General features: G+C 36.2%; 16 protein-coding genes and 1 pseudogene. 14 read left to right on the top strand and 3 right to left on the bottom strand.

Annotated elements, in window-relative coordinates; genetic code table 11:
* Positions 1-46: 46 nt before the first annotated feature.
* From ACUN28_RS17110 to ACUN28_RS17060, 11 genes are all read left to right on the top strand, one after another.
* Positions 47-772, top strand: coding sequence for an ABC transporter ATP-binding protein (locus ACUN28_RS17110; protein ID WP_016087811.1), 726 nt, complete (start codon positions 47-49; stop codon positions 770-772).
* Positions 769-1,788, top strand: a complete 1,020-nt coding sequence (locus ACUN28_RS17105; protein ID WP_016087810.1) for an ABC transporter permease — start codon at positions 769-771, stop codon at positions 1,786-1,788. Before ACUN28_RS17110 ends, ACUN28_RS17105 begins: the two co-directional genes overlap by 4 nt.
* A 24-nt stretch (positions 1,789-1,812) precedes the next feature.
* Positions 1,813-2,466 (top strand): TetR/AcrR family transcriptional regulator, encoded by a 654-nt coding sequence (locus ACUN28_RS17100; RefSeq protein ID WP_016087809.1) that lies wholly within the window; start codon positions 1,813-1,815, stop codon positions 2,464-2,466.
* A gap of 4 nt (positions 2,467-2,470) precedes the next feature.
* Positions 2,471-3,439, top strand: a complete 969-nt coding sequence (locus ACUN28_RS17095; protein ID WP_016087808.1) for a YbgA family protein — start codon at positions 2,471-2,473, stop codon at positions 3,437-3,439.
* 215 nt (positions 3,440-3,654) lie between these two features.
* Positions 3,655-4,800: an acyl-CoA dehydrogenase gene (locus ACUN28_RS17090; RefSeq protein ID WP_016087807.1), complete on the top strand. Its 1,146-nt coding sequence runs from the start codon at positions 3,655-3,657 to the stop codon at positions 4,798-4,800.
* Positions 4,801-4,815: 15 nt separating this feature from the next.
* The gene (locus ACUN28_RS17085; RefSeq protein WP_016087806.1) at positions 4,816-6,153 is read left to right on the top strand and encodes an acetyl-CoA carboxylase biotin carboxylase subunit; all 1,338 of its coding nucleotides are present in this window, start codon (positions 4,816-4,818) and stop codon (positions 6,151-6,153) included.
* Between the two features lie 26 nt (positions 6,154-6,179).
* The gene (locus ACUN28_RS17080; RefSeq protein WP_001985297.1) at positions 6,180-6,395 is read left to right on the top strand and encodes an acetyl-CoA carboxylase biotin carboxyl carrier protein subunit; all 216 of its coding nucleotides are present in this window, start codon (positions 6,180-6,182) and stop codon (positions 6,393-6,395) included.
* Between the two features lie 21 nt (positions 6,396-6,416).
* A complete protein-coding gene (mvaB, locus tag ACUN28_RS17075; protein ID WP_016087805.1) occupies positions 6,417-7,328 on the top strand; it encodes a hydroxymethylglutaryl-CoA lyase in 912 nt (303 codons plus the stop codon).
* Between the two features lie 4 nt (positions 7,329-7,332).
* Positions 7,333-8,121: an enoyl-CoA hydratase gene (locus ACUN28_RS17070; protein WP_016087804.1), complete on the top strand. Its 789-nt coding sequence runs from the start codon at positions 7,333-7,335 to the stop codon at positions 8,119-8,121.
* Between the two features lie 2 nt (positions 8,122-8,123).
* Complete coding sequence (locus tag ACUN28_RS17065) at positions 8,124-9,665, top strand: acyl-CoA carboxylase subunit beta (protein ID WP_000886749.1); 1,542 nt, start codon at positions 8,124-8,126, stop codon at positions 9,663-9,665.
* 48 nt (positions 9,666-9,713) lie between these two features.
* Positions 9,714-11,654 (top strand): AMP-binding protein, encoded by a 1,941-nt coding sequence (locus ACUN28_RS17060; protein ID WP_016087803.1) that lies wholly within the window; start codon positions 9,714-9,716, stop codon positions 11,652-11,654.
* A 443-nt stretch (positions 11,655-12,097) separates the two neighbouring features.
* Here ACUN28_RS17060 and ACUN28_RS17055 read toward each other — a convergent pair whose 3' ends face one another.
* Entirely contained in the window at positions 12,098-12,295 is a 198-nt protein-coding gene (locus tag ACUN28_RS17055) for a hypothetical protein (RefSeq protein WP_000358738.1), read from the bottom strand.
* 287 nt (positions 12,296-12,582) lie between these two features.
* Here ACUN28_RS17055 and ACUN28_RS17050 point away from each other — a divergent pair, with 287 nt between their 5' ends.
* Positions 12,583-12,798 carry a hypothetical protein gene (locus ACUN28_RS17050; RefSeq protein ID WP_000237380.1) on the top strand — a complete coding sequence of 72 codons (216 nt, stop codon included), beginning with the start codon at positions 12,583-12,585 and terminating at the stop codon, positions 12,796-12,798.
* Between the two features lie 45 nt (positions 12,799-12,843).
* Positions 12,844-13,209 carry a hypothetical protein gene (locus tag ACUN28_RS17045; RefSeq protein WP_445423406.1) on the top strand — a complete coding sequence of 122 codons (366 nt, stop codon included), beginning with the start codon at positions 12,844-12,846 and terminating at the stop codon, positions 13,207-13,209.
* Between the two features lie 17 nt (positions 13,210-13,226).
* Here the strand turns inward: ACUN28_RS17045 and ACUN28_RS17040 are convergent.
* Both ACUN28_RS17040 and ACUN28_RS17035 read right to left on the bottom strand, forming a co-directional pair.
* Positions 13,227-13,283, bottom strand: a pseudogene (locus ACUN28_RS17040) (exosporium leader peptide-containing protein); the annotation flags it as partial.
* Positions 13,284-13,480: 197 nt separating this feature from the next.
* Positions 13,481-13,849, bottom strand: a complete 369-nt coding sequence (locus ACUN28_RS17035) for an FtsB family cell division protein (protein ID WP_016087800.1) — start codon at positions 13,847-13,849, stop codon at positions 13,481-13,483.
* Between the two features lie 666 nt (positions 13,850-14,515).
* On the opposite strand from ACUN28_RS17035, the gene ACUN28_RS17030 reads away from it, so the two are divergent.
* Positions 14,516-14,896 (top strand): hypothetical protein, encoded by a 381-nt coding sequence (locus tag ACUN28_RS17030; RefSeq protein WP_000450249.1) that lies wholly within the window; start codon positions 14,516-14,518, stop codon positions 14,894-14,896.
* Positions 14,897-14,898 lie beyond the last annotated feature (2 nt).

Genomic DNA, 14,898 nt, shown 5'->3' with positions numbered 1-14,898 from the left:
AAATAAAAGTGAGTACTCACTCATTTTTAAAAAGGGGGAAGAATACGTGCAGCAACCTGCCATTGTTTTACGGACTGTATCAAAAAGCTTTGGGAAAAAAGAAGTTTTACACAATCTTTCATTGCAAGTTGAAAAAGCAGAAATATTTGGTTTAGTTGGGCCTTCAGGTTCAGGGAAAACGACTCTTATAAAATTGATTGCAGGTATTAATGAGGCAACGGAAGGTGAAGTGCTTGTTTACAACACGAACATGCCTAATTTAAATGAAATGAAAAGAATTGGTTATATGGCTCAGGCTGATGCATTATATGAAGAACTATCAGCATATGAAAATGCAGATTTTATGGCAACGATGTATGGAGTAAAGGGAAAACATAAAAAGGAAAGAATTGAAGAGGTTTTTGACCTAGTACAATTATCACAACATATGAGAAAGCAAGTACAGCATTTTTCAGGCGGGATGAAGAAGCGCTTATCATTAGCGATAGCACTCCTTCATGAACCTGAAATATTAATTTTAGATGAGCCAACAGTTGGGATAGATCCACTTCTTAGAAAAACGATCTGGGAAAAATTTTATGATTTGAAAAAGAAAGGCACAACTATAATTGTAACGACACACATTATGGATGAAGCTGAGTTTTGTGAGCGTCTAGGATTGATTAGAGAAGGAAAGCTAGTTGCGACTGGAACACCTGAAGGATTGAAAAAGCGGGTATCATCAGGACGGATTGAAGATGTCTTTTTGATGGAAGAGGTGGCCCCATCATGAGAGTTACTGGTGTAATCATTCGTATTATTCGCCAATTTTTTCGAGATAAGCGTTCGTTAGCCATGATGTTTGGAGCACCTATGTTATTACTTTGGTTATTGTCGCTAGTGTTTACACAAAAAGACTATGTACCGCATATTGCTATTGTTGATATGCCCGCTCCAATTGTAAAAGTGATGAAAAATCAGGAAGCATCAATTTATGAATATAGTAAAGAAAAGGCAATGTCTGAGTTAGAAAATCAAAAGGTAGATGCAGTAATTCGTTTAGAAAATGGAAAAATGAAAATTGTATTAGAGGGTAGTGATTCGTCAAAAAATCGTGCTGTGCTCCACATATTACAAAAAAGTACAGAGAAGAACGACGTATCGATTATGAAACCTGAAGTGAATTATTTACATGGCTCTAAAGACTTTACAATGTTTGATGGGCTTGGTCCCGTATTAATTGGTTTCTTTACATTTTTCTTTGTATTCATTTTATCAGGGGTGTCTTTTGTAAGAGAACGTTTAAGTGGTACTTTAGAAAGGTTACTATCGACGCCGGTAAGAAGATGGGAAATAGTTGTAGGATATATTATTGGTTTTGGAATCTTTGCATTCATACAATCCATTATTATCGTAAGTTTTTCAGTTTATATTTTAGACTTGTATGTAGCTGGCTCCATTTGGCTAACGCTACTTATTACATGTATGCTTTCTTTAACCGCTTTAACTTTAGGGACGCTTTTATCCGCATACGCAAATAATGAATTTCAAATGATCCAGTTTATACCGCTTGTCATTGTGCCACAAATTTTCTTTTCTGGTTTGTTTCCAATTGAATCTATGAATAAGTGGCTCCAAATGTTAGGGAAATTATTTCCGCTCACATATGGCGCTGACGCAATGAGACAAGTGATGATTCGAAATCAAGGATTTACAGAGATTGCATTAGATTTAACTGTATTACTACTTTTTTCTCTATTATTTGCAGTAGGGAATGTATTTGCATTAAAGAAACATCGAAAAATATAATGGTGATACAAAGGGGCATTATAGATGAAGAAGGATTGGCTGGAAGAATTAATTGCCGCAACAAATACGGATAAACGAAATGAACGTCAAATGCGTATATTAGAGGCAGCTGTTGATATGTTTGGTGAAAAGGGGTATGCTTCAACTTCAACAAGTGAAATTGCAAAGCGGGCTGGTGTAGCGGAAGGAACAATCTTCCGCTACTATAAAACGAAAAAAGATTTATTGTTAGCAGTCGTCATGCCGACATTAACAAAGTTTGCTGCACCATTTTTCTTACAAGCCTTCGCAAAGGAAATATTTAAATCAGAGTATGAATCATATGAAGGGCTTCTAAGAGTTGTTATTCATAATAGATTTGAATTTGCAAAAAAGCATTTTCCAATGATAAAAATATTGATTCAAGAAGTGCCATTTCAACCAGAACTGAAAAATGAAATACAACATTTAGTAGAAACAGAGTTACTTTCACATTTTAAAAAGTTGATTGTAAAGTTTCAAGAAAAAGGTGAAATTATTGAGATGCCACCATCTTCCATATTACGACTTACTTTATCAGCTGTATTAGGTTTATTATTAACACGATTTTTATTATTGCCTGAAGAAAAATGGGATGATGAAGTGGAAATTGAAAATACGATTCAATTTATATTGTACGGATTAACACCACGGAGGTAATATGATGCGCCAATTTGCTAAACCGAAAATTGTTGTAAGTAAATGTTTAGAATTTGATGCTTGTCGTTATAATGCAGAGATGATTCCAGATTTAACAATACGAAATTTACAGCCATTTGTTACGTTTATCCCGGTTTGTCCAGAAGTAGAAATTGGTTTAGGCATTCCTCGCGAAACGATACGAATAGTAGAAGAAAATGGCGTAAATAGACTTGTGCAACCGTCGACGCGTGAAGATGTAACTAAAAAAATGGAGCAGTTTTCAAATGACTTTTTACAAACGATATCCGATGTGGATGGTTTTATTTTAAAGAATCGTTCGCCAAGTTGTGGTACACGTGATGTGAAAATTTATTCTGGTTTTGAAAAAGCGCCAGCAAAAGGAAAGGGATCTGGATTATTTGGCGGAGCAGTAATAAAAAAATTTTCGCATCTTCCAATTGAAGAAGAAGGTAGATTGTCGAATTTTATTATTAGAGAACATTTCTTTACAAGGTTATTTACAATCGCATATTACAAAGGGATTAAACATAATAAAAATATGAAAGACCTTGTATCGTTTCAGTCGGACAATAAATATTTATTTATGGCATATAATCAGGTAAAACAAAAGGAATTAGGGCGTATTATTGCAAATCAAAAAAATGAAACGATTGAAGTGGTATTTGAAAACTATGAGAAGACTTTATATGAATTATTTATGCGCACACCCCGCTATACATCGAATGTAAATGTATGTGAGCATATTTTTGGATATTTTAAAACTAAGCTGAAAAAACAAGAAAAAGATCATTTTTTAGATTTGATACAAAAGTATATAGAAAAGAAAGTCCCGCTCAGTAGCTTACTTGCAATTTTAAAATCGTGGGCTCTTCGATTTGATGAAAAGTATTTATTAAGACAAACATATTTTGAACCATACCCTGAATCTTTAGTAGAGATTTCAGATTCGGGAAAAGGTAGAGATTATTAAACATTAAATTACATAATTCGACAAGAAAACTCCTATGTTGTTGTAGAACAATGTAGGAATTTTTTTGTGCATTAGTACAGAATCTGTTTTAAAATTAGGTTATGACAGAATTATAACAATTATCTAACTAATATTCTTGTCTTTAAGTAGTAATGTTTGTAGTAGAAACTCGCACGCTGTCGAAACTCAATATTCGATAAGGGGTGTGTAGCGGAATGGAATTTACTCTAACTCGCGAAAAACAAATGATTAAAGAAATGGTACGTGACTTTGCTGAAAAGGAAATCGCACCGAAAGCTGTATATTATGACAAAACTGCGGAATTTCCATATGAAACATTTCAAAAAATGGGCGAACTAGGATTATTAGGAATCCCATTCCCTGAAGAGTATGGAGGTTCAGGTGGCGATACTGTATCGTACGCGTTAGCAGTTGAAGAAATTGGTCGTGCTTGTGGTGGGACAGGATTAAGTTACGCTGCAACAATTTCATTAGGTGCTTCTCCAATTTATTATTTCGGTACAGAAGAACAAAAACAGAAATATTTAGTTCCAATGGCATCAGGTAAAACTTTAGGTGCTTTCGGATTAACTGAGCCGAACGCTGGATCTGATGCAGGTGGTACACAAACGAAAGCTGTATTAGATGGAGACGAGTATGTTATTAGTGGTGAGAAGTGTTGGATTACAAATGCAGAGTATGCAAATACAATTATTGTAACCGCTGTCAACGGTGTTGAAGACAATGGTAGAAAACGCATTTCGGCATTTATTGTACCGACTACAAGCGAAGGATTAACAATCTCAAGTCCTTACGATAAGATGGGTGTTCGTGCTTCTAATACGTGTGAAATCGTACTTGATAGTGTACGTGTACCGAAAGAAAATATTCTTGGTGATGTAAATAAAGGATTTAAACAATTCTTATATACACTTGATGGAGGACGTATTTCAATCGCAGCATTAGCTGTTGGTATTGCGCAATCTGCATTTGAACGTGCACTGCAATATGCGAAAGAACGTCAACAATTTGGAAAGTCAATTTCTAATTTCCAAGCGATTCAATTTAAATTAGCTGATATGGCGACTGAAGTAGAGCTAGCACGTAATTTAGTACATAAAGCAGCTTGGTTAAAAGATAACGATAAACCTTTCGGTAAAGAAGCGGCTATGGCAAAACTTTTCGCATCTGAGGCTGCTAGTCGTATTGCAAATCAAGCGGTACAAATTCACGGTGGATACGGCTATATGCGTGAATATGAAGTAGAACGACATATTCGTGATGCAAAATTATTAGAAATTGGTGAAGGAACTTCTGAAATTCAACGTCTCGTAATTGCAAGACATTTAGGATGTAGATAAAAAGGAGGAATCACTATGTTTCAAAAAATATTAATTGCAAATCGCGGAGAAATCGCAGTTCGTATTATGAAAACTTGTCAAAAACTTGGTATTCGCACAGTTGCTATTTATTCTGAAGCAGATGAAAATGCACTTCATGTAAAGATGGCAAATGAAGCTTACTTAGTAGGTGGGCCACGTGTCCAAGAAAGCTATTTAAACCTTGAAAAAATTATTGAAATAGCTAAGAAGACAAATGCTGAAGCAATCCATCCTGGATATGGATTATTATCAGAGAATCCATCTTTTCCGGTTCGCTGTAGAGAAGAAGGAATCGTATTTATCGGTCCTTCAGAAGAAATCATTACGAAGATGGGAAGTAAAATCGAATCACGTATCGCGATGCAAGCTGCAGATGTCCCAGTAGTTCCAGGTATTACTACAAATATTGAAACTGCTGAAGAAGCAATTGAAATTGCGAAACAAATTGGTTATCCATTAATGCTGAAGGCATCCGCAGGCGGCGGAGGCATTGGAATGCAGTTGATGGAAACTGAGCAAACGCTCACCAAAGCATTTGAAAGTAACAAAACAAGAGCACAAAACTTCTTCGGTAACGGAGAAATGTACCTAGAGCGCTATATTGCAGATGCACATCATATTGAAATTCAGCTTTTAGCAGATACACATGGTAACACAGTGTATTTATGGGAGCGTGAATGTTCAGTGCAGCGCCGAAATCAGAAAGTAATTGAAGAAGCACCTTCACCATTTTTAGATGAAGGTACGCGAAAAGCGATGGGTGAAGTTGCTGTACAAGCTGCCAAAGCTCTAGGTTATACAAATGCAGGTACAGTTGAGTTTCTTGTAGATGATCAGAAGAACTTCTATTTCTTAGAGATGAATACGAGATTACAAGTAGAGCATCCAGTTACAGAAGAAATTACTGGTTTAGATCTTGTAGAACAACAACTTCTAATTGCATATGGTGAGAAATTATCGTTTACACAAGATGATGTAAAACGTAGTGGTCATGCCATTGAGGCACGTATTTATGCAGAAGATCCGAAAACTTTCTTCCCATCACCTGGGAAAATTACAGATTTAACGCTTCCAAAAAATGTACGTATTGATCACTTTTTGGAGAATCAAGTAACGATTACACCTTTCTACGATCCAATGATTGCGAAAGTTATTGCTCATGGTGAAACTCGTGAAGAAGCAATTTCGAAATTACATGATGCTTTAGAAGAGTTAAAAGTAGAAGGCATTAAAACGAACACACCAATGCTAATTCAAGTATTGGAAGACGATGTGTTCAAAAGTGGTATTTATACAACAGGTTTTGTAACGAAACAACTTGTTAAAAAATAAGATTTAAAAATATTAAGGGGGAAAAAATGATGACGAAAGTATATGCATCGATGGCAGGAAATGTATGGAAGATTGTTGTAGGAGTAGGAGATACAGTAGAGGAAGAGCAGGATGTCGTCATTTTGGAATCTATGAAAATGGAAATTCCAATCGTTTCAGAAGAAGCTGGCACAGTTATGAAAATTAATGTGCAAGAAGGCGATTTTGTAAATGAAGGAGATGTATTACTAGAAATTGAATAGGGAGATATAGGGGGAAGCGAATTGAAACTACCTAATTTTGCTGTCATTAAAGAAGTCGGACCACGCGATGGCTTACAAAATGAAAAAAAGATTGTTGGCACAAAAGATAAAGTAAAATGGATTCAACTACTTACAGAGGCGGGATTATCGTACGTTGAAGTTTCCTCATTCGTTCACCCTAAATGGGTCCCTGCATTAGCAGATGCAAATGATGTGTTTTCTGAGCTAAAAAGGGATCCAAATGTTACATATGCAGCGCTTGTTCCAAATCAAAATGGTTTGGAACGAGCTTTTTTGCAAAATGTAGATGAGGTGAATGTTTTTTTATCAGCAAGTGAATCTCATAATAAAAGTAATATTAATAAATCAATTAAAGAAGCATTAGTTGTAATTGAAGATATAACAAAACAGGCATTATTCGAAGGGAAAAAGGTAAGAGGCTATGTTTCTACTGTATTTGGATGTCCTTATGAAGGGGATATAAGTACCGCAGCAGTTGACGAATTATGTAATCAACTATTTTCATACGGCATTTATGAAGTCTCGCTTGGTGACACGATCGGTGTAGCGAATCCACTACAAGTAGAGCGAGTATTAGAACATCTATTAAAGAAATACGATGCTTCGCAGTTTGCAATGCATTTCCATAATACGTACGGTATGGCTCTGGCGAATGTAGTTAAGTCTTTAGAATACGGTATTACAACATTTGATAGTTCTTGTGGTGGCCTTGGGGGTTGTCCATATGCACCTGGAGCATCAGGTAATGTTGCAACTGATGACTTAGTTTATATGCTCCATAAGTTAGGGGTCCAAACGAATATTGATGAAGAGAAGTTATTGAGAGCGAGTCAATTTATTCAAAGTAAGTTAAATATCCAATTACCAAGTCATGTGTATAGAGCGCTTCAACATAAAACGATAAGTAGGTGAGAAGATGCTACAATTACAAAACATTTCAGTTGATTATGTAACACCTCACGTTGTAAAGATTTCATTAAATCGTGAAAGACAAGCAAACTCATTATCTTTAACGTTATTAGAAGAGTTACAAAACATATTAACTCAAATAAGTGAAGAGTCAAATACTAGAGTAGTTATTCTAACAGGTGCTGGTGAAAAAGCATTTTGTGCTGGTGCTGATTTAAAAGAACGCGCTGGCATGAATGAAGAACAAGTTCGTCATGCTGTTAGTATGATTCGCACCACTATGGAAATGGTTGAACAATTACCACAGCCAGTTATCGCTGCTATAAATGGAATCGCACTTGGTGGTGGTACGGAATTAAGTTTAGCTTGTGATTTTAGAATTGCGGCTGAATCTGCAAGTCTTGGTCTTACTGAAACTACACTTGCAATTATACCAGGAGCAGGTGGTACGCAGCGTTTGCCAAGATTAATTGGTGTTGGTAGAGCGAAGGAATTAGTTTATACAGGAAGACGTATTTCGGCGCAAGAAGCAAAAGAATATGGTTTAGTAGAATTTGTTGTACCAGCTCATTTACTTGAAGAGAAAGCAATTGAAATAGCAGAGAAAATTGCTAGTAATGGTCCTATTGCTGTTCGATTAGCAAAAGAAGCAATTTCAAACGGTATTCAAGTTGATTTACATACCGGATTACAAATGGAAAAACAAGCGTATGAAGGTGTAATCCATACGAAAGATAGATTAGAAGGATTACAAGCATTCAAGGAAAAACGCACACCAATGTATAAGGGGGAGTAAATATGTTAGACCAAAAACAACAATCGAATACATTTGAAGAACGAGTTGAAACGATTAAACAAGGCGGCGCACCAAAATATCATGAACAAAACAAAGCAAAGGGAAAACTATTCGTTCGAGATCGTTTAGCGCTTTTATTTGATAATGGTGAATATGTAGAAGATGCATTATTTGCAAACTGTGAACAAACTGGATTACCTGCTGATGGTGTTATAACGGCAACGGGTAAAATACATGGTCGTATGGCATGCGTGATGGCAAATGATTCAACTGTAAAAGCTGGATCATGGGGGGCGCGTACAGTTGAAAAGATTTTACGTATTCAAGAAACGGCAGAAAAATTACGTGTTCCGTTATTTTATTTAGTTGACTCTGCTGGAGCGCGTATTACTGATCAAGTTGAAATGTTCCCAGGGCGCCGTGGTGCAGGAAGAATTTTCTATAATCAAGTGAAATTATCAGGTAAAGTTCCGCAGGTATGCTTATTATTTGGACCTTCTGCAGCTGGTGGCGCATATATTCCAGCCTTTTGTGATGTTGTTATGATGGTGGAAGGAAATGCATCTATGTATTTAGGGTCTCCTCGTATGGCTGAGATGGTTATCGGCGAGAAGGTAACCTTAGAAGAAATGGGCGGAGCACGTATGCATTGCTCTGTATCAGGATGCGGAGATGTTTTATGTAAGACCGAAGAAGATGCGATTACACAAGCAAGACAATACATTTCATATTTTCCAAACAACTACTTAGAAAAGACTCCATTGGTTACACCTCAAGAACCGAAACAATTCGATAAAACGTTAGAACAAATCATTCCAGAAAATCAAAATGCTCCTTTCAATATGAAAGATCTCATTAATAGAGTTATTGATGAAGGTTCTTTCTATGAAGTGAAAAAACTATTTGCTCAAGAACTCATTACAGGTTTAGCACGTATTGATGGTAAGCCAGTTGGTATTATTGCAAATCAACCGCGTATGAAAGGCGGCGTATTATTCCACGATTCAGCTGATAAAGCAGCGAAATTTATTAATTTATGCGATGCGTATCATATTCCATTATTATTCCTTGCAGATGTACCTGGATTTATGATTGGTACAAAAGTAGAGCGTGCTGGTATTATTCGCCACGGTGCAAAAATGATTTCTGCAATGAGTGAAGCAACTGTACCGAAAATTTCTATCGTTGTTCGTAAAGCATATGGTGCTGGTTTATATGCGATGGCAGGTCCAGCTTTTGAACCAGATTGCTGCCTAGCATTACCGACAGCTTCTATTGCGGTAATGGGTCCAGAAGCCGCGGTCAATGCTGTATATGCAAATAAGATTGCAGCTTTACCAGAAGAAGAGCGTGATAGCTTCATTGCTGAAAAGCGCGAAGAGTATAAGAAAGATATTGATATTTACCATTTAGCATCAGAGATGGTCATTGATGGTATTGTTCATCCAAACAATTTACGAGAAGAGTTAAAAGGACGATTCGAAATGTATATGAGTAAATATCAAGTATTTACGGATCGTAAACATCCAGTTTATCCAGTTTAAAAGCCCTATTTAGGGCTTTCTTGCTCAAAAGTCAAGGAGGGGAAAACATTGAAACAAGCAGTTTGGTTTCCAACAGAAGAGTATAAAGAAAAAACGCGTTTATATGGTTGGATGAAATCATTGGGCTATGAAGATTATGAAACGTTTTATAATAAATCTATTGAAGAAACAGCTTGGTTTTGGGGAGAAGCTGAGAAAGCGGTTGGCTATCAATGGATGAAACCTTATACAGAAGTGCTAGATTTAGAAAATGGTACGCCGTTTGCACAGTGGTATAATGGCGGAACATGTAACGTTGTAGAATCGGTTTTATCACGCTGGCTTGCAGATGATGAAACAAGAACGCAACCAGCACTTCAGTATGAAGGGGAAAATGGAACTTCAAAATCATTTACATATGAAGAACTTGACAGCTGGGTAAGTCGCGTTGCAAACGGTTTGAGACATGCGGGTATTGAAAAAGGTGACCGTGTAACAATTTATATGCCGATGATTCCAGAAACAGTTGTTGCGATGCTAGCTGTTATGAAAATCGGAGCAATTATTTCACCAATTTTCTCAGGATTTGCGTCTGATGCAGTCATGACTCGCGTGCAAGCGGCAGGATCAAAAATGATCATTACTGCAGATGGTTTTTCACGCCGCGGTAAAATTGTTTCATTAAAAGATGAAGTAGATAAAGCTTGTGAGCATTGTCCAACTGTTGAAAAAGTTGTTATCGTTCGTCATGCAGGAAATGATTTTACACCGCATCATTACGATTTCTCATGGAGTACGCTAGAAAAAGAAAAACCATTTACACATGCTGAAGAAATGCATAGTGATGATCCGTTAATGCTCATTTACACATCAGGTACAACTGGGAAACCGAAAGGAACAGTACATACACATGCTGGTTTCCCTTTGAAAGCTGCATTTGATGCAGGATTTGGAATGAATATCAAACAAGGTGACCGCGTATTATGGGTAACTGATATGGGATGGATGATGGGACCATTTCTACTATTCGGCTCTCTCATAAATGGAGCAACGATGGTTATGTACGAAGGTGTTCCTGACTTTCCAGAGGCAGATCGTTTATGGGAGACAGTTGATAAATATGAAATTACACATCTCGGTATATCACCAACTTTAATTCGTGCGTTAATGGCAAAAGGTGATGAGTATGTAAATAAACATTCGCTTAAGAGTTTAGAAGTATTCGCCTCAACAGGTGAACCTTGGAATCCAGATCCTTGGATGTGGCTATTTGAAACAGTTGGAAAAAGTAATGTACCAATTTGTAACTATTCAGGCGGTACTGAAATTTCTGGTGGAATTTTCGGAAACGTCCTTATTAAACCAATTGCACCGATTAGCTTTAACGCTTCTTTACCAGGAATGGCAGCGGTTGTGCTCGATGATCAAGGTAATCCAATTCGTGATGAAGTTGGAGAATTATGTTTAGAGAAACCTTGGGTTGGTATGACGAAAAGCTTCTGGGAAGACGATGAACGCTATGTGAACACATATTGGTCACGTTTTGAAAATAAATGGGTTCATGGTGACTGGGTGATTTATGATGGTGAGCAATATATTATTACAGGACGCTCAGATGATACGTTAAACATTGCTGGAAAACGTATTGGACCTGCAGAATATGAATCTATTCTTGTGAAGCATAATGATGTCATAGAAGCTGCCGCGATTGGTGTACCTGATGATGTAAAAGGTGAAGTTTGTCATTGTTTTGTAGTATTAAGGGACAATGTAACATTCACAGGAGAGTTAAAGAAAGAATTAATGAGTTTAGTAAACTCTCATATCGGAAAAGCATTGTGTCCAAAAGATATTCACGTTGTAGAAGATTTACCAAAAACACGTAATTCTAAAGTAATGCGACGCGTCATTAAAGCTGCTTACTTAGGAAAAGAATTAGGGGATTTATCATCACTTGTAAATCCTGAAATAGTTCCGTTTATTCAGGGGTTACAGTCTAGCAAACTATAAAATTACGAATGAGCTCTATGTAAATAGAGCTCATTTTTAATGTTTACAAAAAGATAAGAGAGAAAAAGTAAATTTGAAGTTAAAAAATCTACTATTAGTGTTAAGTATGTCTGTTTGTTTTTAGTTTTTATCAAAATAGGATACTGTTGCATATCTATCCAATGGAGTAATTGAATTTTGTTAAGAATGAAAATTTAGTGAAGAAAAAAGTAATGAATAAAAGGAGAGATCCCTGGGGGACAGGGATTCAATAAAGGAGATATCATTGTCGTTCAATGTCGAAATTTGGCGTATTCGACAAATTAATATTATCACGAATTTTCAGGAGATTGTGATAGTGGATGTGTCAAAAATGTGTACGGTTTTCATATAAAAGTGTTAATTAAATAGGAAAAGGGAAAAGAATTAAGTTCACTCGTTCTTAAGATTTTTCCCTTTCAAATTTACTGCTTGTTCGTTGTTCTATATACATCTGAAATTGGTAAATCGTCGCCATGTAAAGCTTGAGTACTGTCCTTTTTGTTTGAATCATGTGCCTCCTGAGATGTTTCTTGCATTTGCTCTTGGGCTTTACTAGGAGTATTCAGCGCATCCGATGACACATAATCAAGTTGTTGACTTAATAGATTTTTTTTATCCATGTTATGTAGCTCCTTTTTAAATAGTTACGTGGGTATTATGTTTCTTTGAATGGAATTATATACATAAACTATATTGAGAATTTAACTAATTATAAAAATCACTTGTGATGACGAGTTTAAGAAATATAAAGGTCATTAGTTCTTAATAAAAGCTTTATTTTAGTAGGGTGTTTCGAAATTTCATTTGAAAGGAACATCCCAATGATAAGATGAGCACTGTAAATCAGTGCTCATCTTATCAGAAATTGCTTAGTACTTAAAGATAAAACCATTACGGACAATTCACAATGGTAATAGTGACGCTAGCCATTGTTCCAGGAGAATCAAGAAGTGAAGCAGTAACGGTTACTGTTCCAGGCCCATTAGCGGCTAGAAATACAGCGGTAAAGTTACCTGAAGCATTTGTAATGACAGCAAGAGGAACCATGAAAGCAAGAGAAGGATTACTAAATGAAAAACTGACCACTACTCCTGGAGTAGGACTACCGTTTACTAATACTTGACCCGAAAAAAATAAAGTATTATTTCCTTGAGTGGATACACATGTCGTGGTTTCGTTAGAAGTCAAAGTAATAGATGCAGGCCCAGCAGGAAGATTAAATCCAGTTGGTCCAGTTGATCCAGTTGGTCCAGTTGGTCCAGTTGATCCAGTTGGTCCAGTTGGTCCAGTTGATCCAGTTGGTCCAGTTGGTCCAGTTGATCCAGTTGGTCCAGTTGGTCCAGTTGATCCAGTTGGTCCAGTTGGTCCAGTTGATCCAGTTGGTCCAGTTGGTCCAGTTGGTCCAGTTGGTCCAGTTGGTCCAGTTGGTCCAGTTGGTCCAGTTGGTCCAGTTGAACCAGTTGGTCCAGTTGAACCAGTTGGTCCGGTTGAACCCGTAGCTCCTGTAGAACCGGTGGGACCAGTAGGGAATTGAAAGGGTTGAACAGGTGGAAGTGTAGGTCCAATAGACCCCGGATTAAGTGCAGCAAAAGATAAAAACTCGTCCATTATTTATCACCTCTAAAAATCGTATTACTAATAGTAAATGTAATGATAAAGCAAAGTGAAATGGACAAGCGGTTGTATTTTAGTAAATTAAACAAAATTTTTATTTGATAGAAAGAGAGATTAGTATGATTCCTTTAGAAATTAAATATAAAAAGGCGAGTATTTTCAAATCGCCTTTTGGGTAATGCAGTGTAATTTTATTCAGTTATTTTAAAAATAGTTTCATTCGGTTTGGAAAATCCATACAGTTTCCTTGCGAATTTTAAAATTTCTTCTTCACTATCTGTTAAAGCTTTAACATCATTCTTAAGGGAATGACCATCCTTCTTTAAAGAAGATAATTTTTGTTGCTCCGTATTAAGCGTGATTTGTTTTTCTTTAATCATTTCTTGTTGGTTATTAAGAGAATATTGAAGGACAAAAATGATAGGTAATATTAAAGCCAAAATAGTTATAATACGGTGTCTTGTTTTTTTATTATTACCTTGTTGGGTGTTAGGGTTCACTTGCTGTGAGGGTATATTAGGATTTGATTGTTGTGATGATACATTTGGGATGTTTCCCATTAAAATGCCTCCATTACTGATTGTAGAATTTAAACCATTTAAAAGTATTATAAATGTTCAATAGGGATTTTAGAAGATATTTTAATATAGGTGAGTTTTGTAAAGTTTAAACAAAATTTTTATTTAAATAAAAGAAACCCCGATTGTCTATGGGGCTCTTGAAGATAATGGTTAAGTAATGAAGTACTCCACTAATTAAAGATATCATGAATTTTTTGGTGAAAATACTGGTGAATTCATCCGAATTAATGAGAGCCTCATTTGAAACAAAAATGCTATTTTAATAGGGAGGGGAATAATGATGATTCCATGGGACAAGCGAGTATACATTGTATCAAGGTGATCATTTTATTAAAGAGGGGACAATTTTAGAGGTTAGTGAAAAGGCGAATAAATCATTATATTGGCTTCGGTGCATGTTAGCTCCAAGCTATGAAAAAGTGTGTGGTAATAGTACAAAGCGACTTTGGTTGATTCGGATAGATGATGACGAAGAATGATGTGAAAATTTCATTTCGTAGAGAAATAAGGTGATTAAGGATGGGCATAGAATATGCCCTATTTGTATTAAAAAAGAGCAGAATTTCGCCTATATATAAAGATGTTGGAATTGTTCTAAAGGGGGGAATATCTGAAATATAAATAATTGAGGGGAGTGAATTAATAATGGAAACTAGTACTTTTTTAGGATTGTTTTGGGGATGGGTAACGGTTATTGTATCGGGAATACTTTTCGTACGTCCATCGGTACTACGTGAATTGAAAAAATTAGTGGTTGAAGACAGAGGATTTGGTATTATGTATGGTTTTCTATCGATTTTCCTAGGGTTAGGTAGTGTAATCCTACATAATGTATGGGTATTCAACTGGCAGGGGTTCCTAACTTTTATTGCATGGCTTGCATTATTAAAGGGAATCTACATAATTGCATATCCTGAACCTTCCAAGAAAACAGACTTTGAAGTAAGGGTACTATCTACACGTATAGTGCTCGCTATCATTGGCGCCTTGGCTTTATGGATGCTTATAGTAATCTATATAAAATAATC

The organism is Bacillus sp. WC2507 (genome assembly GCF_052656125.1).
The sequence above is the reverse complement of the archived record's forward strand: the minus strand, read 5'-3'. Positions and strand labels throughout refer to the sequence as shown.